General features: G+C 64.2%; 19 protein-coding genes. 15 read left to right on the top strand and 4 right to left on the bottom strand.

Features of this window, described 5'->3' with window-relative positions:
• Nucleotides 1-110: 110 nt before the first annotated feature.
• Nucleotides 111-1016 (bottom strand): phosphoserine phosphatase SerB, encoded by a 906-nt coding sequence (serB, locus tag JQ631_RS21950; RefSeq protein ID WP_212329080.1) that lies wholly within the window; start codon nucleotides 1014-1016, stop codon nucleotides 111-113.
• Between the two features lie 11 nt (nucleotides 1017-1027).
• Between serB and miaA the strand changes: the two genes are divergently transcribed.
• The 9 genes from miaA (at nucleotide 1028) to JQ631_RS21905 (ending at nucleotide 10369) form a co-directional block, all read left to right on the top strand.
• Complete coding sequence (gene miaA, locus JQ631_RS21945) at nucleotides 1028-1960, top strand: tRNA (adenosine(37)-N6)-dimethylallyltransferase MiaA (protein ID WP_212329078.1); 933 nt, start codon at nucleotides 1028-1030, stop codon at nucleotides 1958-1960.
• Between the two features lie 329 nt (nucleotides 1961-2289).
• The gene (locus JQ631_RS21940) at nucleotides 2290-4065 is read left to right on the top strand and encodes an acetolactate synthase 3 large subunit (RefSeq protein ID WP_212329076.1); all 1776 of its coding nucleotides are present in this window, start codon (nucleotides 2290-2292) and stop codon (nucleotides 4063-4065) included.
• Nucleotides 4066-4069: 4 nt separating this feature from the next.
• Nucleotides 4070-5041: a threonine dehydratase gene (locus JQ631_RS21935; protein ID WP_212329074.1), complete on the top strand. Its 972-nt coding sequence runs from the start codon at nucleotides 4070-4072 to the stop codon at nucleotides 5039-5041.
• 23 nt (nucleotides 5042-5064) lie between these two features.
• Nucleotides 5065-5607, top strand: a complete 543-nt coding sequence (ilvN, locus tag JQ631_RS21930; protein ID WP_008131512.1) for an acetolactate synthase small subunit — start codon at nucleotides 5065-5067, stop codon at nucleotides 5605-5607.
• Between the two features lie 3 nt (nucleotides 5608-5610).
• Complete coding sequence (locus tag JQ631_RS21925; protein ID WP_212329072.1) at nucleotides 5611-6306, top strand: class I SAM-dependent methyltransferase; 696 nt, start codon at nucleotides 5611-5613, stop codon at nucleotides 6304-6306.
• A gap of 48 nt (nucleotides 6307-6354) precedes the next feature.
• Nucleotides 6355-7230, top strand: coding sequence for an EamA family transporter (locus tag JQ631_RS21920; RefSeq protein ID WP_212329070.1), 876 nt, complete (start codon nucleotides 6355-6357; stop codon nucleotides 7228-7230).
• Nucleotides 7231-7237: 7 nt separating this feature from the next.
• Nucleotides 7238-7840 carry a LysE family translocator gene (locus JQ631_RS21915; protein ID WP_212329068.1) on the top strand — a complete coding sequence of 201 codons (603 nt, stop codon included), beginning with the start codon at nucleotides 7238-7240 and terminating at the stop codon, nucleotides 7838-7840.
• A 132-nt stretch (nucleotides 7841-7972) separates the two neighbouring features.
• A complete protein-coding gene (gene ilvC / locus JQ631_RS21910) occupies nucleotides 7973-8992 on the top strand; it encodes a ketol-acid reductoisomerase (protein WP_027529584.1) in 1020 nt (339 codons plus the stop codon).
• Between the two features lie 525 nt (nucleotides 8993-9517).
• The gene (locus JQ631_RS21905) at nucleotides 9518-10369 is read left to right on the top strand and encodes an SDR family oxidoreductase (RefSeq protein ID WP_212329066.1); all 852 of its coding nucleotides are present in this window, start codon (nucleotides 9518-9520) and stop codon (nucleotides 10367-10369) included.
• 6 nt (nucleotides 10370-10375) lie between these two features.
• Here JQ631_RS21905 and JQ631_RS21900 read toward each other — a convergent pair whose 3' ends face one another.
• Nucleotides 10376-10996, bottom strand: coding sequence for a hypothetical protein (locus JQ631_RS21900; protein WP_212329064.1), 621 nt, complete (start codon nucleotides 10994-10996; stop codon nucleotides 10376-10378).
• A 105-nt stretch (nucleotides 10997-11101) separates the two neighbouring features.
• On the opposite strand from JQ631_RS21900, the gene JQ631_RS21895 reads away from it, so the two are divergent.
• The 6 genes from JQ631_RS21895 (at nucleotide 11102) to JQ631_RS21870 (ending at nucleotide 17641) form a co-directional block, all read left to right on the top strand.
• Complete coding sequence (locus tag JQ631_RS21895) at nucleotides 11102-11755, top strand: TetR/AcrR family transcriptional regulator (RefSeq protein ID WP_249160868.1); 654 nt, start codon at nucleotides 11102-11104, stop codon at nucleotides 11753-11755.
• 195 nt (nucleotides 11756-11950) lie between these two features.
• Nucleotides 11951-13663: a sulfatase-like hydrolase/transferase gene (locus JQ631_RS21890; protein ID WP_212329055.1), complete on the top strand. Its 1713-nt coding sequence runs from the start codon at nucleotides 11951-11953 to the stop codon at nucleotides 13661-13663.
• Nucleotides 13664-13916: 253 nt separating this feature from the next.
• Nucleotides 13917-15083, top strand: coding sequence for a COG1470 family protein (locus JQ631_RS21885; protein ID WP_212329053.1), 1167 nt, complete (start codon nucleotides 13917-13919; stop codon nucleotides 15081-15083).
• Between the two features lie 29 nt (nucleotides 15084-15112).
• Complete coding sequence (locus tag JQ631_RS21880; RefSeq protein WP_212329051.1) at nucleotides 15113-16066, top strand: ABC transporter ATP-binding protein; 954 nt, start codon at nucleotides 15113-15115, stop codon at nucleotides 16064-16066.
• Entirely contained in the window at nucleotides 16056-17018 is a 963-nt protein-coding gene (locus JQ631_RS21875; protein ID WP_212329049.1) for an ABC transporter permease, read from the top strand. Before JQ631_RS21880 ends, JQ631_RS21875 begins: the two co-directional genes overlap by 11 nt.
• A gap of 236 nt (nucleotides 17019-17254) precedes the next feature.
• Entirely contained in the window at nucleotides 17255-17641 is a 387-nt protein-coding gene (locus tag JQ631_RS21870; RefSeq protein WP_212329047.1) for a rhodanese-like domain-containing protein, read from the top strand.
• 48 nt (nucleotides 17642-17689) lie between these two features.
• Here the strand turns inward: JQ631_RS21870 and JQ631_RS21865 are convergent, their stop codons facing one another.
• Nucleotides 17690-19249 (bottom strand): ABC transporter permease/substrate-binding protein, encoded by a 1560-nt coding sequence (locus JQ631_RS21865; RefSeq protein WP_212329046.1) that lies wholly within the window; start codon nucleotides 19247-19249, stop codon nucleotides 17690-17692.
• Nucleotides 19246-20028: an ATP-binding cassette domain-containing protein gene (locus JQ631_RS21860; RefSeq protein WP_212329044.1), complete on the bottom strand. Its 783-nt coding sequence runs from the start codon at nucleotides 20026-20028 to the stop codon at nucleotides 19246-19248. The genes JQ631_RS21865 and JQ631_RS21860 overlap by 4 nt, the downstream gene beginning before the upstream one ends.
• Nucleotides 20029-20129: the final 101 nt, after the last annotated feature.

Genomic DNA, 20129 nt, shown 5'->3' with positions numbered 1-20129 from the left:
ACTGAGGTCTCGCCATGGCCGGGCTTGACCCGGCCATCCACGCCTTTCGCGACGCGCTTCAATAAGAACGTGGATGTCCGGGACGAGCCCGGGCATGCCGACCACGGCACTTATCCTTCAACAAACTCGTCCCGCCGATAGCCCTGTGCGTACAGCAGCGCGGTGAGATCACCGTGGTCGATCCGTGCAGCCGCTGCAGCGGCGACGGCCGGCTTGGCATGATATGCCACGCCCAGTCCCGCGGCCTGGATCATCGCCAGATCATTGGCGCCGTCGCCGACGACGACCGAGTCGATATCGTCGAGATCGAACGACTCCATCAGATCCACCAGCGTCGCGAGCTTGGCGGCACGGCCGAGGATCGGCTCTTTCACCTCGCCGGTGAATTTGCCGTCGCGCACGACGAGCTCGTTGGCGCGGTTCTCCTGGAAGCCGATCTTTGCTGCGACCGCGCTCGTGAACAGCGTGAAGCCGCCGGAGACGAGGCAGGTGTAGGCGCCGTGGGCGCGCATGGTCGCGACCAGTTCGCGGCCGCCCGGGGTCAGCGTGATGCGCTTGGCCAGCACCTCGTCGACGACGTTGGCGGGGAGGTCCTTCAGCAGCGCGACGCGCTCGCGCAGCGCCGGCTCGAACTCGATCTCGCCGCGCATCGCCCGTTCGGTGATGCCAGCCACATGGGCCTTCATTCCGACGAGATCGGCTAGCTCGTCGATGCATTCCTGGCCGATCATGGTGGAATCCATGTCAGCGAGAAAAAGCTTCTTGCGCCGGAAGCCAACAGGCTGCACGACGATGTCGATGGGCAGGTCGCGGCGCAGCTCGCGCAGCCGCTGTTCGATGGCGTGGCGGTCGCCTTCGAGGTTACTGTCGGCGCCGAAGGGAATGTCGACAGCAACCCCGTCGAACAGCCAGTGCGCGGGCGCGGCCTGCGGCAGCACGGCGCGGGCGCCGTCGACTATCGTAGAGTCGAGCGCGGGATTGGCGGGATTGCAGATCAGCGTGGCGACGAGGGACATTTGAGGTTTTCGTGAGCGAGAGGCATCCGATCAAGGCCGTGCTTATCGCAGGCCCGACCGCCAGCGGCAAGTCGGCGCTGGCGCTCGAGCTTGCCTCGCGCGCGGGCGGCACAATCATCAATGCCGATTCCATGCAGGTCTATCGTGACCTCCGGATCATCACGGCGCGTCCCACGCCGGATGAGGAGGCACGCGTTCCGCATAGCCTCTACGGCCATGTCGATGCGGCCGTGAATTTCTCGGCCGGCGCCTGGGTTGCTGATGCCGCAAAGACGCTGGAAGAGGCGGAGGCGGACGGCCGCCTGCCGATCTTTGTCGGCGGCACCGGGCTCTATTTCAAGGCGCTGACGGCGGGTCTCTCGGCGGTGCCCTCGATCCCGGCCGAGGTGCGCGAGGATGTGCGCGCGCGGCTGGAGCGGAACGGCGTCGAGGCACTGCATGCTGAACTTGCGCGCCGTGATCGGCGTGCGGCGGAGCGATTGAATTTGCGCGACCGCACGCGGATCGCACGTGCGCTCGAAGTGATCGAGGCGACCGGCCGTTCGCTGCTCGACTGGCACAATGAGGGCCAGCCGCCGTTACTACCCAAGAACAGCTTTCGCGCGGTGTTCCTCGCGCCTGAGCGCGACGAACTCTATGCCCGTATCGACGCGCGTTTCGACGCCATGATTGGCGCCGGCGCCTTGAGAGAGGTCGAGCGGCTCGCTACCCGCGGTCTCGACCCGCTGCTGCCGGCCATGAAGGCTCACGGCGTGCCGGCCCTGATCCGGCATCTGCGTGGTGAGCACAGCCTTGAGGAGGCCGCCACCATCGGCCGGGCCGACACCCGTCACTACGCCAAGCGGCAATTCACCTGGTTCAGGCACCAATTGCCCGAATTCGAATGGGTGACGCCGGAGGCGGCAAGGGGATGGCTTGAAAACGGGGTCCGGGATCCCGGTTGACGTGCTTTTGTGCTCGGGTTCCTGCATTTACCTCTCGCCGAACCCCGGGAACACCGCTACACTGCCAAAATCGCGCGGGAACGGCCGCTTTGCCTTGACATCGAGGCTTTGGTCGTTATGTTTCGCGCAACCTTTGGGAAGCCGAGCGTCTGCCATGCGCAACATTATTACCAAACTCCTTATCGCCGTCGTACCCAGGCACACCGCCGGGGATGGCTAGCTGCCATCCACATGACAGGCGGTGTGCAGGGTCCCTCTTCGGGGCCTTTTTTATTTCCCGAACCCGACACGAACGAAGCCGCTGACAACAGCGCATCCGGAGCAAGACAATGAGCGACAAGAGCCACGATCCGAACCAGATGACCGGCGCCGCGATGATCGTCCGCGCGCTCATCGATCATGGCGTGACCGACATTTTCGGCTATCCCGGCGGCGCCGTGCTTCCGATCTACGATGAAATCTTTCAACAGAGCGAAGTCCAGCACATCCTGGTTCGTCACGAGCAGGGCGCGGGCCATGCTGCCGAGGGCTATGCCCGCTCGACCGGCAGGCCGGGCGTTGCGCTGGTGACCTCCGGCCCCGGTGCCACCAACATGGTGACGCCGCTGACCGACGCGCTGATGGATTCGATCCCGCTGGTCTGCATCTCCGGCCAGGTGCCGACGCATCTGATCGGCAATGACGCTTTCCAGGAATGCGACACGGTCGGCATCACGCGGCCCTGCACCAAGCACAATTGGCTGGTGCGTGACGTCAACGATCTCGCCAAGGTGCTGCACGAGGCGTTCTACGTTGCGACCACGGGCCGCCCGGGCCCGGTGCTGGTCGACGTTCCCAAGGACGTGCAGTTCGCGACCGGCACCTATCATCCGCCGCGCAAATCCGACGTGCACCGCTCCTACGCGCCGCGCGTGAAGGGCGATGCGGCACAAATCCGCAAGGCCGTGTCGCTGCTCGCGAGCGCCAAGCGTCCGGTGATCTATAGCGGTGGTGGCGTCATCAATTCCGGCCCTGAGGCCACCAAGCTGCTGCGCGAGCTGGTCGAGGTCACGGGCTTCCCGATCACGTCCACGCTGATGGGCCTGGGGGCATATCCGGCGTCGGGCAAGAACTGGCTCGGCATGCTCGGCATGCACGGCACCTACGAAGCCAACATGACCATGCATGATTGCGACGTCATGCTGTGCGTCGGCGCGCGCTTCGACGACCGTATCACCGGCCGTGTCGACGCGTTCTCGCCGAACTCGAAGAAGATCCATATCGACATCGACCCGTCGTCGATCAACAAGAACATCCGCGTCGACGTGCCGATCATCGGCGATTGCGGCAACATCCTCGGCGACATCCTGCAGGTGTTCAAGGCCGAGGCGAAGAAACCTGACGTCAAGGCCTGGTGGCAGCAGATCGCGCAGTGGCGCGCCCGCAACTCGCTCTATTACAAGAAGAGCAACGACGTCATCCTGCCGCAGCATGCGATCCAGAGCCTGTTCGAGGCGACGCGAGGCAAGGACACCTACATCACGACCGAGGTCGGTCAGCACCAGATGTGGGCGGCGCAGTTCTTCGGCTTCGAGGAGCCGCATCGCTGGATGACGTCGGGTGGTCTCGGCACCATGGGCTATGGCCTGCCGGCCGCGGTCGGCGTGCAGGTCGCCCATCCCGACAGCCTCGTCATCGACATCGCGGGCGATGCCTCGGTGCAGATGACGATGCAGGAGATGTCGACGGCGGTTCAGTACGAGCTGCCGATCAAGATCTTCATCCTGAACAACCAGTACATGGGCATGGTGCGCCAGTGGCAGCAATTGCTCCACGGCAACCGGCTGTCGCACTCCTACTCGGAGGCGCTGCCGGATTTCGTCAAGCTCGCGGAAGCGTATGGTGGCGTCGGCATCCAGGTGCATAAGCCGTCGGATCTCGACGGCGCCATCCAGGAGATGATCTCGGTCAAGCGCCCGGTGCTGTTCGACTGCCGCGTTGCCGCGCTGGAAAACTGCTTCCCGATGATCCCCTCCGGAAAGGCGCACAACGAGATGCTGCTGCCCGAGCAGGCCAACGACGAGGCTACGGCCAAGGCGTTCGCCGGCGGCAAGGCACTGGTGTGAGGCCATGTTCTACCTGACGGAGCTCGAGCGCGCACATGCGATCGTGGGGCAGGCGGTGCCGGCAACGCCGGCACGCGCCTGGCCCCTGCTCGCCGGGCGGCTCGGGACCGAGGTCGTGGTCAAGCACGAGAACCACACGCCGATCGGCGCCTTCAAGGTGCGCGGCGGGCTGGTCTATCTCGATCGGCTCAAGCGCGAGCGACCGAACACGCCGGGCATCATCTCGGCGACGCGCGGCAATCACGGCCAGAGCCTGGCCTTTGCCGCGAGCCGTCACGGCGTGCCGGCTGTGATCTACGTGCCATCAGGCAATTCGGTCGAGAAGAACCGGGCGATGAAGGCATTTGGCGCCGAGCTGGTCGAGCACGGCGAAGACTTTCAGGCCGCGCGCGAGGAGGCCGAGCGCCGCGCACAGTTCGCCGGACTCCACATGGTGCCGTCGTTCCACCCGGATCTGGTGCTGGGCGTTGCGACCTATGCGCTCGAGCTGTTCCGGTCAGCGCCGGATCTCGACATTCTCTATGTACCGATCGGGCAGGGCTCCGGCATCTGCGGCTGCATCATGGCCCGCGACCTGCTCGGCCTGAAGACCGAGATCGTCGGCGTGCAGTCGACGGAAGCGCCGTCCTACGCGCTCTCATTTGCCGCCGGCAAGATCGTGACGACCGCCACCGCCAACACGCGCGCCGACGGCATGGCGACACGCATCCCGGACGCGGATGCATTCGCGCTGATCCGCAAGGGTGCCTCGCGCATTGTCCAGGTCACCGACGACGAGGTCGCTGCAGCGATCCGTGCCTACTGGACCGATACGCATAATCTCGCTGAAGGCGCCGGTGCAGCCGCGCTCGCCGCGGCGATGCAGGAAAAGAACAAGCTGAACGGCAAGCGCGTCGGTCTCGTGCTGTCCGGCGGCAATATCGACTTCGATCTGTTCCGCCGTTGGGTCGGGACGGATGCGCCAGTGATGGCGTAAGGCAGAGACAAGAGGGGACGACAATGAACCAGCCCGCATCAGCCTACTTCATCGAGGAGCGTCACGATCCGAACGAGACGCACACGCTTGCGGTGCTCGTGCAAAACGAGCCGGGCGTGCTCGCGCGCGTCATCGGGCTGTTCTCGGGTCGCGGCTACAACATCGAGAGCCTCACGGTCTCGGAAACCGAAGCGCAGAAGCATCTCTCGCGCATCACGATCGTCACCACGGGTACGCCGATGGTGATCGCGCAGATCAAGCATCAGCTCGACCGCATGATCCCGGTCTATCAGGTCGTCGACATGACCCAGACCAAGCGCTCGATCGAGCGCGAGCTCGCGATGGTGAAGGTGCGCGGGCAGGGCGAGCATCGCGTCGAAGCGCTGCGGCTGGCGGACGCCTTCCGCGCCCGCGTGATCGATGCCACCACCGAGAGCTTCGTGTTCGAGATCACGGGCAATACGGACAAGATCAACCAGTTTATCGACCTGATGCGCCCGCTCGGCCTTGTCGAGGTGTCGCGCACCGGCGTTGCCGCGATCGGCCGCGGGCCTGAGGGGATGTGAGCCATGCTGGCGCGCGACTGGTACTATAACGAGCGGAACCGGATGGGCATCGAGCCCGCGGTGGCGTCGATCTACGATGCCCACGACGATGCCGATCTGCGGGCGCGCGCCGCACTCAAAATGCTGGGAGTCCAGCGCGGCTGGCGTATCGCCGACATCGGCTGCGGCAACGGCGTGCTCGCCACCGAGGCGGCGTTGATGGGCGCAGATGTCGACGCCATCGATATTTCGCCGGCGATGCTGGCGCTTGCCGAGATCTATGCCCGCGATCGCAAGGCGCCCGTGCGCACCCAATCGGCCGGCCTGCTGAGCTTCGCTTACCGGCCGGAATCCTACGATCTCATCGTCAGCGAGTTCACGCTGCATCATCTGCCTGACTTCTGGAAGGTCGTGGCGATGTCGCGGATCTTTCGCGCGCTGAAGCCCGGCGCGACCTTCTACCTGCGCGACATCGTCTACGCCTCGATGCCCGACGCGGTCGAGCGCGATATCGAGCAATGGGCCGACTACCAGATCAAGAACCACGATTTCTCTCACGAGAGTGTCGTGACCCATATGCGCGACGAGTATTCGACTTTCGGCTGGGTGATGGAGCGGATGCTGACCGATGTCGGCTTCGCGCTGGTCTCGGCCGATTACCACGCGCCGATGCACGGCACGTATCTGCTCCGCAAACCGAAAGCCGGCGAGCAAGGCTAGACAGAAGAACAAGCAGGGCTGCACGACAGGGCAGAACCGGAAACAACAATGAAGCCGGCCGACATCCTCATCGCCCTCCTGGTGGCGATCATCTGGGGGCTTGCCTTCGTGGCGAGCCGGATCGCGCTCGACGAATTTTCGCCTGAGCTGATGACGGCGATGCGCTTTTCCATCGCAGCGGTGCCGTGCCTGTTCATTCCGAAGCCGAAGGTCGCCTGGTCGCTCCTGATCGCGATCAGCTTCACGCTGTTCCTCGGCCAGTTCCTGAGCCAGGCCTACGGCATCGCCCATGGGGTACCGGTGGGGCTGACTTCCGTCGTCGTGCAGAGTCAGGCGCTGTTCACCATCGGCTTTGCGGCGATCGCATTCGGCGAGCGGCCGACGCCGGTGCAGACGCTCGGCATCGCCATTGCTGCAGCCGGCCTGCTGATGATTTGCGGTACTGTTGGCTATGATTTCAGTGTCAGCGCCTTTGCGGTGCTGATGATCTCGCCGATCTGCTTCGCCGTCGGCAATCTCCTGCTGCGCGGTGCCCGTGGCGCGCCGATGTTCGACCTGTTCGCCTGGCTATGCCTCACCTCGGCTGTGCCGCTTTTCGCGCTCGCGCTCGTCGTCAACGGACCGGCGCCGACCTTCCAGTCGCTGATCCACATGTCGCTGACCGGCCTCATCTGCCTGCTGGTGATCGGCGCGATTTCCACCAGCATCGCCTATTGGCTGTGGGGACGGCTGCTGCGTGACTATCCCGCCGCGCAAGTCGTGCCGTTCGCGCTGCTGGTGCCGTTTGTCGGATCGGCCGCGTCCAGCATCGTGTTCGGCGAACGGTTCGGGCCGTTGCGTCTCGCCGGCATGCTGACCGTGGTCGCCGGTATCGCTGTGATGGTGCTGGCGCAGCGTCGGCAGCTGCTTGCAAAGACCGCGTGAGGTGAGCATGTCCCAGTCGCTGCTCTACGCCTTCATCATCTTCGCCCTCGTGATGTTCTTCACGCCGGGGCCGAACAACATCATGCTGCTGTCGTCGGGGCTGACCTACGGCTTCCGCCGCACCATCCCGCACATCGCCGGTATCACCATCGGCTTCGCCTTCATGGTCGGCGCCGTCGGCCTTGGGCTCGGCACAGTCTTCCTGGCCTACCCGATCCTCCAGACCATTCTGAAATATGCCGGCGCGGCCTATCTGATTTACCTGGCCGCCGCGATTGCCTTGTCCGGCCCGGCCAAGCCGGGCGACGCGGACGGCCGCGGCCCGATGACGTTCTGGGGCGCCGCGATGTTCCAGTGGATCAACGCCAAGGGTTGGGTGATCGTGATCGGCACGATCACGGCCTACGCGGCCATCGCCCAGTTCCCGGTCAACATCGCAATCCAGACCCTGATCAGCCTCTTGGTCGGTACGGTCTCGACCGTGGTCTGGGCTTTCTTCGGCACTGCACTACGGCCGGTGCTGACCTCGGAGCGGCTGGTCCGCGCCTTCAATATCCTGATGGCGCTCCTGCTGCTCGCCTCTCTCTACCCCGTTTTCATGGATGCATGATGTCGCGGATTTCCATGCAGAAACGGGTTTCCCTCAGGGGCCGAAATGCTCTAGACAGCCCCCGAAATCCGCAAATTTCACCCTTCGGACACTGACCATCGGCCGCTTTTGGCCCTGAACGAGGAAACGACTATGCGTGTTTATTACGATCGCGACGCCGACCTGAACCTGATCAAGGGGAAGAAGGTCGCCATCGTCGGCTATGGCAGCCAGGGCCACGCCCATGCGCTCAACCTGAAGGACTCCGGCGTCAAGGAAGTCGCCATTGCGCTGCGTAAGGACTCGGGCTCGGTCAAGAAAGCCGAAGCCGCCGGCTTCAAGGTGATGGAAGTCGCCGAGGCCGCCAAATGGGCCGACCTCGTCATGATGCTGACGCCGGACGAGCTTCAGGGCGACATCTATCGCGAGCACCTGCACGACAACATGAAGAAGGGCGCCGCCCTCGTGTTCGCGCACGGCCTCAACGTCCACTTCAACCTGCTCGATCCCCGCGCCGACCTCGACGTGCTGATGATCGCGCCGAAGGGCCCCGGCCACACGGTGCGTTCGGAGTATCAGCGCGGCGGCGGCGTGCCCTGCCTGATCGCGATCGCCAAGGACGTCTCGGGCAATGCCCATGACCTCGGCCTGTCCTACGCTTCGGCTGTCGGCGGCGGCCGCGCCGGCATCATCGAGACCACCTTCAAGGAAGAGTGCGAGACCGACCTGTTCGGCGAGCAGGTCGTGCTCTGCGGCGGCCTGGTCGAACTGATCAAGGGCGGCTACGAGACCCTGGTCGAAGCCGGCTACGCCCCGGAGATGGCCTATTTCGAATGTCTCCACGAAGTGAAGCTGATCGTCGACCTGATCTATGAAGGCGGCATCGCCAACATGAACTACTCGATCTCGAACACCGCGGAGTACGGCGAGTACGTCACCGGTCCGCGCATCGTCACCGCGGAGACCAAGGCCGAGATGAAGCGCGTCCTCGCCGACATCCAGGGCGGCAAGTTCGCCCGCGACTGGATGCTCGAGAACAAGGTCAACCAGACCTCGTTCAAGGCGACCCGCGCCAAGCTCGCCCAGCATCCGATCGAGGAAGTCGGCGCGAAGCTGCGCGACATGATGCCCTGGATCAAGAAGGGTGCGCTGGTCGACAAGTCGAAGAACTGAGTCGTTGTCGTTCCGGGGTAGCGCGTCGCTGACGCGTTACGTTCGGGACGCGAGAGCGAAAACAAAAAGCTTCGCTCGCCAAACCAAATCTTAAATCTTCGAGATTATATCTGAGCGAGATCGCAAACAGCGGTCTCGCTCTTTTCATCTCGCGCGAAGCATTGCTGCTTCATTCAAATCCTTCGCGAGTTTATGTCCTCTCAGAGCAACAAGAACTGACACTTAAACCACATTCTTGGGCTCGCGTCGTTTCTCAGGTCATTTCCAGAGCTCGCGATCGCCGAAAGCTCTGCGTCTTCAGAGTCTAGGATTCGGCTCTTCATCCTCGTTCTCAGGTCGCGACCAATCGCATGTCGCGGCGTTCGCGCGCCGCTTCATCTTAAGAACCGACACCTGATCCACCCTCTTGCAGCGCGGTCCCGCTTCGAAAAAGATCGTCCGTGCGCGGCCTGAGAACTCCGTGGCATTGCGCTGACGCGACCTCTCTCTACATTGACCGTGGGGCACTAAAGGGGGGAGAGGACCATGCGATCTGTCGTCGTCACCGGCGCGTCCACCGGCATTGGCTGGGCCATTGCAAAATTCCTGATCGGGCGCGGGTATCGCGTCTTTGGCAGCGTCCGCAAACAAGCGGATGCCGATCGATTGACGGGGGAGTTCGGCGCGAACTTCACGCCGCTGCTGTTCGATGTCACCGATGAGGCTGCCGTGCTGGCCGCCGCGCGCCAGGTGCGCGAGGCGCTGGGTGGCGAGACGCTGGCGGGCCTCGTCAACAATGCTGGCGTCGCGGTCGCCGGTCCCGTGCTCGAACTGTCGGCGGATGATTTCCGCCGCCAGATGGACATCAACGTCATCGGCCCTGTCATCGCCACCCAGGCGTTCGGCCCGCTGCTCGGCGCCGACCCGTCCCTGAAGGGACCGAAGGGTCGAATCGTGATGATCAGCTCGGTCGCGGGCAAGAACGGCAATCCGCTGTCGGCGCCTTATTGCACCTCCAAGCACGCGATCGAAGGCCTCTCCGAGAGTTTGCGCCGCGAGCTGATGTTGTTCGGTATCGACGTCATCATCGTCGCCCCGGGCGCGGTGAAGACGCCGATCTGGAGCAAGGCCGAGGAGATCGATCTCTCGGTCTACAAGAACTCGCCCTATCTCCCCGCGCTCAACAAGGTCATGGCTTTCATGATGGAGCTCGGCGCCAATGGTCTGCCCGCCGAGCGGGTCGCCGAGATCGTGTTCGAGGCGCTTACCTCGCCAAGCCCCAAGGTGCGCTACCAGATCACACCGGACCGGCTGCGCCATCTGATCGGGGCGGTACTGCCGAAGCGGACATTCGACCGCATCATCGCCAAACGGCTCGGACTGCTGCCGCAGGTTTGACCGCGCTCAGCGCGCTTCGGCCGTCCGTCCGCGTGGATGGGCGGCCATCGCGATCATCCGCAGCGCCATCACGATCAGGAGTGGAATGAGGAATGCCGCGTAGGTCGGCATCGCCGGCACGCGTTTGCCGAACGACACCATGAACTGAAACCAGAGATAATACCCGCCCACGAGGTGCAGCGTGCGCCAGGCGCGGGGGCCGATCATCGCGGCGGTGCGGTCGAATGAGGTCGCGCCCATGGCGACGATGACGGCATAGCCGATACCGCCGAAGATGTAGGAGGCCGGCGAGGTCGCCTCGGCAAAGCCCGCCGGATCCATTTTGGCGAATACGATGATCGCAACGGCATGGATGGCGTGGGAGGCCGCAAAGCTGAGGCCCAGGTAGCGGCGGTTGCGGCGCTGCCAGTGCGTCCAGGCGTTGGGCCACAGCCGCGCCAGCGCTGTGGCACTGAAGGCCAGGCAGAACAGCAGCAGCGAACTGCGGGCGGTAAAACGGATCACCATGCGTACGCCTTCGACCTCGAACTGTTGCATCGAAGCGACCCAGAGGCTCAAGGCGACGAGGCTCAGCGTGAGAACGGCAAGCAGCCGCCAGCCTTCGAACCAGCTTCGACGTTGCGACACGGTGGTCTCCTCCTCATGTAATCAACGATTACATTTCGAAGCGGCATCGTCGTCAATGGTGTAATCGCTGCTTACATTCACGTTCGGGTGATGTTAGGAAGCGCCATGCCCGCCCGTCAGCCCTCAAGACCTCGCGTCCGTCGCCAGATGCCTGAAGCCCGGCCTTATCATCACGGCGACCTCCGCCGCGCGCTGATCGATGCTGCGTTGCAACTGGCGGCCGAAGGCGCCGAGGTCTCGGTGCGCGAGGCCGCGCGGCGGGCCGCGGTATCGCCGGGGGCTCCGTTCCGGCACTTTCCCAACCGCGACGCGCTGATGGCTGCAGCGGCAGAGGAGGCGCAGCGGCGTTTTCGGGCCGAGATCGAGGCGACGCTGGCGAATGTTCAGCCCACCGACCCGCTGGCGCGCTTCCGCGCCTTTGGCATCGCCTATGTGCGATGGGCGATGCGAAACCCCGCGCATTTCGAGATCATCTCCACGGGGCGCTATTTCGCCCATGGCAGCTCGGCCGAGCTGACCCGCGACAATGCCGAGCTGGTCGCGCTGACGGAACGGATGCTGGCTGAGGCGGCTGCGCAGGATGTGCTGCGGTCAGTCGATCTCAAGCGCATCCAGATCGCCGGCCGTGCCCTGGTCTACGGTTTGGCGCGGATGAACCTCGATGGTCATTTCCCGCGCTGGGGCGTGGAGGAGGGTGAGATCGAGCGGATGGCAGAGGGGGTGATCGATCTGTTCATCGCCGGGATCGCGAAGGCTTAGCGTCGCCGAGGTGCGGCCGTTCGCCGCCTGCTAACATTAAGCGAAGGTCGGACGGCGGATCGCGTTGCTTGCCTGTGACCATTCCATTACAGTTTTGTGACACGGTGCAGCCGGCTGCCCGGACGCCCTGGCGGTCTCGAGGACGGCCAGACGGCTTGGCATCACCGCGCCGGATCTAAGTTCAGCGTGTCGGCGATGGCGTCCGCGCCCAATCCTGGTCCTTCCGCCACCACCGCCGTTCTGGCGAGCGTGGCCGCGCTCGGCATCTGGCGGCTGCTCGCGGTCGCCGCGCCGCATTTCGCAGCGCTTGCGTTGATGTACGAGACCGAGGCCGATTTCGGCTCCCGTCTTTCATTTCTGTTCGCCTGGGGCATTCTCAACTTCTTCTGGATCACGCTGTTGCGGCGGCCGGCGCTGTCGGGCGCGCTGTCGCTGACCATGGTCGTGGTGCTGGTGCTGTTGTCGCAGCTCAAGCACGACGTCGCGCAGATGACTGTGAACTTCATCGACCTGATGATGATCGACCGCGACACCGTCGCGTTCCTGTTCACGATCTTCCCGAATTTGCGCTGGTCGGTGATCGGAGCCGGCTTCGTCACGCTGCCGCTGATGTATGCGCTATGGTGGCTCGATCCGTTTCGTATTCGCCGCCTGCCGGCGCTCGCATCGATGCTGGCCTGCCTCGCCGGGCTGGTGTTCTACTCCGTCTATCATCCTGACGAAGCCTGGCGCGGCTATTACGACGACGGTTATCTCTCGAAGTTCTTCCGCTCCGGCGTCACCGCGGTTTCCGATTTCGTGCAGTACGGCTTCATGGAGTCGGCCGCCTCGACCAACGAACGGCTCAACCTGCCGCTGGTCGATGCCTGCCATCCTGTCGGCCGCCGGCCGAACATCATCATGATCCATGATGAATCGAGTTTTGACATCCGCGCCGCACAGGGCATCAAGGTGCCGCAGGGTTACGGCAGCCATTTCAAATCCTGGGACGGCAAGGAGCGCACGTTCCTCGCCGAGAGCAATGGCGGCCCGAGCTGGTTCACCGAATACAACGTCCTCGCGGGCCTCTCCTCGCGCTCGTTTGGCCGCTTTGCCTATTTCGTGACGCGCATTGCGTCCGGGCGCGTCGAGCGCGGTCTGCCGTTGGCGCTACGCCGCTGCGGCTATGACACCATGTCGCTCTATCCCGCGTATGGTGGTTTCATGGGCGCGCGCAGCTTCCAGATGACGACCGGTGTCGAGCGCTTCCTCGACTCTCGCGATCTTGGCGCGAAGGACGTCGAGCCCGACAGCTTCTTCTACGACAAGGCGCTGCGGCTGATGGGCGAGCGGACGCCGAACAAGCCGCTGTTCACCTTCATCTATCTCGGCGCCAATCATTTTCCCTGGGAGACGCGCTTCCGCCCCGATCTGCTGCCGAACTGGCGCGCGCCGGGCAATGTGCCGTCCATCGACGAATATCTGCGCCGGCAGGCGATGAGTGCCGAGCAATACAAGACCTTCATCGCAGGCTTGAAGAAGAGCTTTCCGGGCGAGCCTTTCCTGATCGTGCGCTACGGCGATCATCAGCCCGAGTTCGCGCCTGGCATCCTCGAGCCCGGGCTCGACGAAGGCGCGATCGGCAAGAAGCTCGACGCTTACGATCCACGTCTCTACGCGACCTACTACGCGGTCGACGCCGTCAATTTTGAGCCGGTCAAAAGCGACGCGGTGATGGACACGATCGACGGTGCCTATCTGCCGCTGGTGATCCAGGAGGCGGCCGGCATTCCGCTCGATCCCTCCTTCGCCGAGCAGAAGGAGATCATGCTCAGGTGCAAGGGCGTCTTCTACGGTTGCAAGGACGGCGCCGAGGCGCGGCGGCTCAACCGGTTGCTGATCGATGCGGGGATGATTCACGGACTCTAGCGATCGCGCTTCCGCATTCACGCGAGCCGAAAATATATCGTATTACGATATATTAATCTTTGACCGCGCAAGCGGAATTTCAAACTAAAGTCTGAGCCAAAAATGCCTGAGATCACCGACTTGTAATTGGCTCGGCGTCTCGCCTCCCAAACTTTGTCACGATTGCGCCCATCATCCGGCATGCGGCCGCCATCGTCTTTCCGGCGTCGCCGTTATCCATCTCTGGCTCACTTTCCTTGCAGGAGTATCGTCCATGCGAGCGCTTGATGCTGCGCGTCTTGCATTTGCCCTCATGTTGCTCAGTTCGGCCGCTTATGCGGCTGAGCCGGCGCACGACATCAAGGGCCTCTATCTCATGACCGACTATCCGGCCGTTACGGTGCGGCCGGGGACCACGACCAACGTGTCGCTGCGGTTGCAGGATTACGGTCTCGCGCCGGACCGCTACCAGCTTTCGGTCGCCGGCGTGCCCAGCGGCTGGACCGCGACGCTGCTGGGCGGCGGCCAGCCGGTCGGTGCGGCGATGCCGGCGCCCGACGGCAGTGTCGCGCTCCAGCTTCGGCTCGACATCCCCGCCGGCAGCGATCTCAGCGCGCATACGCTCACGGTCAAAGCCCAGGGGCAGGGCACCAGCGCAGAGCTTCCCATCGCGGTGTCGCTCGCGAAGGAGCTGCCCGCCAAGCTCAGCGTGAAGTCCAGCCTGCCGTCGCTGCGCGGCAGTCCGAAATCGAATTTCGATTATACGCTCTCGATCAAGAACGATTCGGGTCGCAACGTCGTCGCCAGTTTCGCCGCCGATGCACCCGCCAATTTCGAGACCTCGTTCACCGAGGCCTATGGCACGCAGGAGCTGTCTTCGATCCCGATCGACGCCGGTCAATCGAAGGACATCAAGCTGAAGGTGCGGCCGCCCAGCGCCACCGGTGCCGGCCATTTTCCGGTGAAGGTGACGGTGAAGGCGGGGGACGCTTCAGCCTCGACCGAGCTTGCGCTCGACGTGGTTGGCGAACCGCAACTCCAGATCTCCGGTCGCGATGGTCTCTTGAGCGCGCGTGCCGTCGCAGGCAAGCAGAGCTCGATCCCGATCGTCGTGAGCAACAGCGGGACGGCGCCGGCAGAGAACATCGCGCTCGCTGGCACGGCGCCGAACGGATGGAAGGTGACATTCGAGCCCGCGACGATTGATCGTCTCGTGCCCGGCAAGGACAGCGAGGTGCAGGCGCTGCTCACGCCTGGCGACAAATCGCTGGCCGGCGATTATCAGGCCAACATCCGCGCCACCTCCAAGGGTGAAACGGCGTCGAGCCAGTTCCGCATCACGGTCGGCACCTCGACTGTATGGGGAGTCGCGGGCGCCGGTGTCATCGGCGTCGCGCTGTTGCTGATGCTGGGTGCCGTTGCGAGGTTTGGACGGCGATGAGCGAGCAACAAACCGAGACCCGGACTCCAATGCACGTTCCGGTCATCCATGCGCGCGGCTTGACCCGGCGCTATGGCAACACGACGGTGGTCGATGGTATCGACCTTGACATCGTCCGAGGCGAGGTGTTCGGCCTGCTCGGTCCGAACGGAGCCGGCAAGACCACCACGATCCTGATGATGCTCGGCTTGACCGAGATATCGTCCGGAGAGATCAACGTGCTCGGTTTCAATCCGGCGCGCGAGCCGCTCAAGGTCAAGCGCCGCGTCGGTTATCTTCCTGACGCCGTCGGCTTCTACGACCAGCTGACGGCCACGGAGAACCTCGCCTACACCGGCAAGCTGATGGGGCTGGCCCGCGCGGAGCGCGCGGGCAGGATCGAGCAGGCGCTCAACCGCGTCGGGCTGATCGACGTCGCCTCGAAGCGGGTCGCGACCTTCTCGCGCGGCATGCGGCAGCGGCTGGGGTTGGCCGAGATCATCATGAAGCGCGCCGAGATCGCGATCCTGGACGAGCCGACATCGGGCCTCGATCCGCAGGCGACCCAGGAATTCCTGGAATTGATCGGCGAGCTCAAGGCCGAAGGCATCACCGTGCTGCTGTCATCCCATATGCTCGACCAGGTCCAGCGCATCTGCGACCGCGTCGCGTTGTTCAAGGCCGGCCAAATCGTACTGATGGGGGCGGTGCCGGAGCTGTCGGTCAAGGTTCTGGGCGCCGGCTTTGTCGTGGAGGTCGAGGCCGACGGACCGGGGATCGCCCGGCGGCTTGCCATGATCCCCGGCGTTACCGAGGTCAAGACGCTCGCCGCGGACCGCTTCCGCATGACCGCGGAGCGTGACGTGCGACCTGATGCGGCGCGCGCGGTCGTCGGGGTCGACGGCGCCTTGCGCAAGCTGTCCGTCGACGAGCCGAGCCTCGAGGCGATCTACGCGCGCTATTTCCAGGGCCAGCCAACCGGAGGCGTCCGTCATGCGGCGTGAGGGATCACCGTTCCAGGGACTGTCGACCGTCTTCGTCAAGGAGCTTGCCGATCATATCTCCAGCGTCCGCATGTTGATGTTGGAGCTCCTGATCGTCTTCACGGCTCTCGCAGCTCTGTACGAAGCGATCAACAGCCTCAGGCAGACGACTGCCGAAGATCCGTTCCTGCTGCTGCGGCTCTTCACGATCGACCAGGCGCCGTTGCCGTCCTTCGTCGCGATCCTCGGCTTCCTCATTCCGCTGATGGCGATCGGGCTGGGCTTTGACGCAGTCAACGGCGAGCACACCAGGCGGACATTGTCGCGCATCCTTGCGCAGCCGATCTACCGTGATGCCCTGCTGATGGGGAAGTTCCTTGCGGCGCTTGCTACCATCGGAATCAGCCTTGCCGCCTTGTGGCTGCTGGTGATCGGCCTCGGCCTGATCTTTCTCGGCGTGCCGCCGGGCAGCGAGGAGGTCGCGCGATCGCTGGTGTTCCTGATCGTGGCGATCTTCTATGCGGGCGTCTGGCTATCGTTGGCGATGCTGCTGTCCACGGTGTTCCGGTCGGCTGCCACCGCGGCCCTGGTCGCGCTCGGCGTGTGGCTGTTCCTGACGGTGCTCTGGCCGATGCTGGCTCCGGCTCTGGCTCAGGTGGTTGCCCCACCCGACCCACGGTACGCGCTGCTCGGCCTGAACGATCCGGCGACCGCGGTGTGGACGCACGAACTGCTGCGGCTGTCGCCGAACGACCTGTTTGAAGAAGCGATGCTTGCAGTGCTGTCGCCGACGACCCGCGCGCTTGGCCCTGTCTTCCTCGATCAGCTCCGTGGGGCCGTCATGGGCGCGCCGCTGCCCTTCGGCGAAAGCATCATGATCGCGTGGCCGCAGACCGTCGGCCTCGTCGCTGGAACGATCATTCTTTTTGCGTTCAGCTACGTGCTGTTTCAGCGGCAGGAGGTGAGGGCGTGAACTGATTGTGCTTTGCCCTCTCGTCCTCCAGGAGAGGGCAGGGAGGGGGTGGCCAAAGTCCCCATCGCGGCTACCCCCTCAACTTTACCATTTGTCGTCCGCCCTTGCCGCAAAGCCATTTTGCCACCACATCCCTCGATACCTTCCTCGCATCGTCCTCCGAACGAGGGACGCTACGAAAGACGAGGCCGGTTAATGGGAGCGCTCGACAAAATCGCAAGCCACAGGAGGAGTCATTGTCTATTTCCGTGAAACAGATGTTGGAGGCCGCCAACGCCGTCGTGACCAAGATCACGCCGGCCCAGGCCAGGGAGATGATCGGGAAGGGCAACGTGCTCGTGCTTGACGTGCGCGATGCGCCGGAGATCGAAAAGAGCGGAAAGGTTCACGGCGCGGTGAATGTCTCCCGCGGCATGCTGGAGTTTCGTGCCGATCCTGACTCGCCGTATCACGACAAGGCCTTTGCCAAGGATAAGACCGTGATCCTCTATTGTGCCTCCGGCGGTCGTTCCGCCCTCGCCGGCAAGGTGCTCAAGGATATGGGCTACAGCAGCGTCTACAACGTCGGCGGCTTCAAGGATTGGGTCGACGCTGGAGGCGCAGTCGAGAAGCCGGTCATGTAGCGGGAGCGGGTGTGCCTGGGAGCACGCAGGCTACGAGACAGGACTCTCCTAGTGCCCGCCAATCTTGCCCCACAGCCATTTCGCCACCGCATCCGGCGATGAGTTCGCATCGTTGCCGCTGGCGCGCAGGTTTGCCTCGCGCATCGTGGTGATGTCGATCTTGCCGAGCAGCGGGTTCAGGGCCGCCTTGAGCCGCTCGTCGCCGGCGCGTTTCGGCGCCAGTAGCAGGATGGCGTCATACGGCGGGATTGCCTGCTTGGGATCGTCGAGCGCCACCAGATCGTATTTCGCGATCAGGCCGTCGCTGGTGTAGCCCGCAATGACGTCGACCTCGCCGCTGGCGGCCGCCGCATACATGAAGTCCGGCTGCATCTGGCGCTGTGCGCGGAACTGGAGGCTATAGGCCTTTTGCAGGGCCGCCCATTCCGGTCGTGAGAAAAACTCGTAGTCGCCGGCAATGGACATTGTCGATGCGTGCGCGGCAAGATCGGCGATGGTGTGGATGCCAAGTGCGTCGGCGCGCTTTTTCGGCATCACAAGCGCGTAGGCATTCTCGAAGCCGAGCTCGCCGAGCAGGGTGATATTCTCCTTGGCGAGCGCCGTCTTCAACTCCGCCACCAGCTCCGCGCGCGGCTTGATGTCGGTGCGGTGCAATTGATTGGCCCAGAGTGTGCCGGAATAGTCGACATAGAGATCGATATCGCCAGCCTTCAGCGCTTCGAAGATCACGCTCGAGCCGAGACCCGACCGCGCCGTGGCGGACAGACCGGCCGCCTGGAGCCGGTCCCGGAGCAGCGCCGAGAGCACATATTGCTCGGCGAAGGTTTTTGCGCCGACCACATAGCCGGACGACGACCGTCCGATCGTCGGCACCAGTGTCGCCGCAACCAGCGCAGCGATGCCGATCGCGCCGAGCCCGGCGCGCAGGCGGCCGCGCCGGCGCAGGCCGCTCTCGATCAGGCCGAGCAGTTGGTCGACGGCGAGCGCGAGCAGGGCTGAGGCAAAGCAGCCGAACAGCACGAACACCCAGTTCTGGGTCTGAAGCCCGGCAAAAATGTAATTGCCGAGGCTGGTCTGCCCGATCGGGGTCGACAGCGTCGCGGTGCCGATCACCCATACCGCGGCGGTGCGGATGCCGGCCATCATGACCGGCAGCGCCAGCGGCAGCTCGACCATGACAAGCGATTGGCGCGCGGTCATGCCGACGCCTTTCGCGGCTTCGATCAGCGCGGGGTCGATGCCGTTGAGCCCCGTGATGCCGTTGCGCAGCACCGGCAGCATCGAATAGAGCGCCAGCGCCAGCATCGCCGGCAGGAAGCCGAAGGCGGAGAAGGAGATGCCGAACCATTTCAGCGTCACCGAGGCCGCGAGCAACAGCAGCGGATAGAACAGCGCGAGCAGCGCCAGTCCCGGCACGGTCTGCACAATGCTGGCGACCGCGAGCAGGACGGCGCGCGGCGCCGGGCGGTTGCGCGTCAGGATCGCGAGCGGCAGGCTGATGATCAGGCCCAGTGCGAGCGCGGCGAGACTCACCCGCACATGGTTGCCGAGATAGTCGGGCAAATGCGACAGCGCCTCGCCCCAGCGTGGATCATGGAAGAGGCTCATGCCGCACCGCTCTGTGGCAGCAGTGCGTTCAGCCGCTCGACCTGGCGCCGTGGCGTGCGCAGTAACTCAAGCACATAAGCATCGCTGCTCGCGGACAGCTCCGCCGGCGTGCCCTGCGCCAGCAGCTTGCCGCCGCGCATCACCGCGATGCGATCCGCGAGCAAAATCGCTTCCGTCATGTCGTGCGTGATCATCACGGTGGTCAGGCCGAGCTTGCGGTGCAGCTCGCGAAAGTCTTCGCCGAGCGCATCGCGGGTGAGGGGATCGAGCGCGCCGAACGGCTCGTCCATCAGCACGATGCGGGGCCTGGCTGCGAGCGCTCGCGCCACACCGACGCGCTGGCGCTGACCGCCCGAGAGAGCCTCCGGCAGCCGGTCGCGATGGGCAACACGGTCGAGCTGCACCAGCTCGATCAGCTCGTCGACGCGCGCGGCGATCTCGCCTGTCGGCGCACCGAGCAATTTTGGCGTGATTCCGATATTGTCGGCGACGCTCAAATGAGGAAACAGCCCGCCGCTCTGGAAGACGTAACCGATCCGGCGTCGCAGCGCGACCGGATCGATATTTTGGACGTCCTCTCCCTCGACCGTGATGCTGCCGCCATCGGCCTCGATCAGCCGGTTGGCAAGCCGCAGCAGGGTCGTCTTGCCCGAGCCCGAGCCGCCGACGATGGCCAGAAACTCGCCATCGGCTATATCGAGCGACATGTCGTCGACGGCTCTGAGGGAGCCGAAGCTCTTGGTGACGTGGGCATAGCCAATCATAGGCCTGGAAGGCATCAGACGTGCACTCAGCTCGCTTGCCCTCCGAAGAGGGTGGGTGGTCGAGGCCCATGCGTAGCACGCTTGGCCGGTTGATTGAACTTGGCCGCGCGAGCGGC

Origin of the sequence: Bradyrhizobium manausense (assembly GCF_018131105.1) — a bacterium.
Taxonomy (GTDB): Bacteria; Pseudomonadota; Alphaproteobacteria; order Rhizobiales; family Xanthobacteraceae; genus Bradyrhizobium; species Bradyrhizobium manausense_B.
The sequence above is the reverse complement of the archived record's forward strand: the minus strand, read 5'-3'. Positions and strand labels throughout refer to the sequence as shown.

Coding starts and splice junctions, on each gene's coding strand:
- serB (WP_212329080.1), bottom strand. CDS start 1,016: ATGTCCCTCGTCGCCACGCTGATCTGCAATCCCGCCAATCCCGCGCTC.
- JQ631_RS21940 (WP_212329076.1), top strand. CDS start 2,290: ATGAGCGACAAGAGCCACGATCCGAACCAGATGACCGGCGCCGCGATG.
- JQ631_RS21935 (WP_212329074.1), top strand. CDS start 4,070: ATGTTCTACCTGACGGAGCTCGAGCGCGCACATGCGATCGTGGGGCAG.
- ilvN (WP_008131512.1), top strand. CDS start 5,065: ATGAACCAGCCCGCATCAGCCTACTTCATCGAGGAGCGTCACGATCCG.
- JQ631_RS21925 (WP_212329072.1), top strand. CDS start 5,611: ATGCTGGCGCGCGACTGGTACTATAACGAGCGGAACCGGATGGGCATC.
- JQ631_RS21920 (WP_212329070.1), top strand. CDS start 6,355: ATGAAGCCGGCCGACATCCTCATCGCCCTCCTGGTGGCGATCATCTGG.
- JQ631_RS21915 (WP_212329068.1), top strand. CDS start 7,238: ATGTCCCAGTCGCTGCTCTACGCCTTCATCATCTTCGCCCTCGTGATG.
- ilvC (WP_027529584.1), top strand. CDS start 7,973: ATGCGTGTTTATTACGATCGCGACGCCGACCTGAACCTGATCAAGGGG.
- JQ631_RS21905 (WP_212329066.1), top strand. CDS start 9,518: ATGCGATCTGTCGTCGTCACCGGCGCGTCCACCGGCATTGGCTGGGCC.
- JQ631_RS21895 (WP_249160868.1), top strand. CDS start 11,102: ATGCCCGCCCGTCAGCCCTCAAGACCTCGCGTCCGTCGCCAGATGCCT.
- JQ631_RS21890 (WP_212329055.1), top strand. CDS start 11,951: ATGGCGTCCGCGCCCAATCCTGGTCCTTCCGCCACCACCGCCGTTCTG.
- JQ631_RS21885 (WP_212329053.1), top strand. CDS start 13,917: ATGCGAGCGCTTGATGCTGCGCGTCTTGCATTTGCCCTCATGTTGCTC.
- JQ631_RS21880 (WP_212329051.1), top strand. CDS start 15,113: ATGCACGTTCCGGTCATCCATGCGCGCGGCTTGACCCGGCGCTATGGC.
- JQ631_RS21875 (WP_212329049.1), top strand. CDS start 16,056: ATGCGGCGTGAGGGATCACCGTTCCAGGGACTGTCGACCGTCTTCGTC.
- JQ631_RS21865 (WP_212329046.1), bottom strand. CDS start 19,249: ATGAGCCTCTTCCATGATCCACGCTGGGGCGAGGCGCTGTCGCATTTG.
- JQ631_RS21860 (WP_212329044.1), bottom strand. CDS start 20,028: ATGCCTTCCAGGCCTATGATTGGCTATGCCCACGTCACCAAGAGCTTC.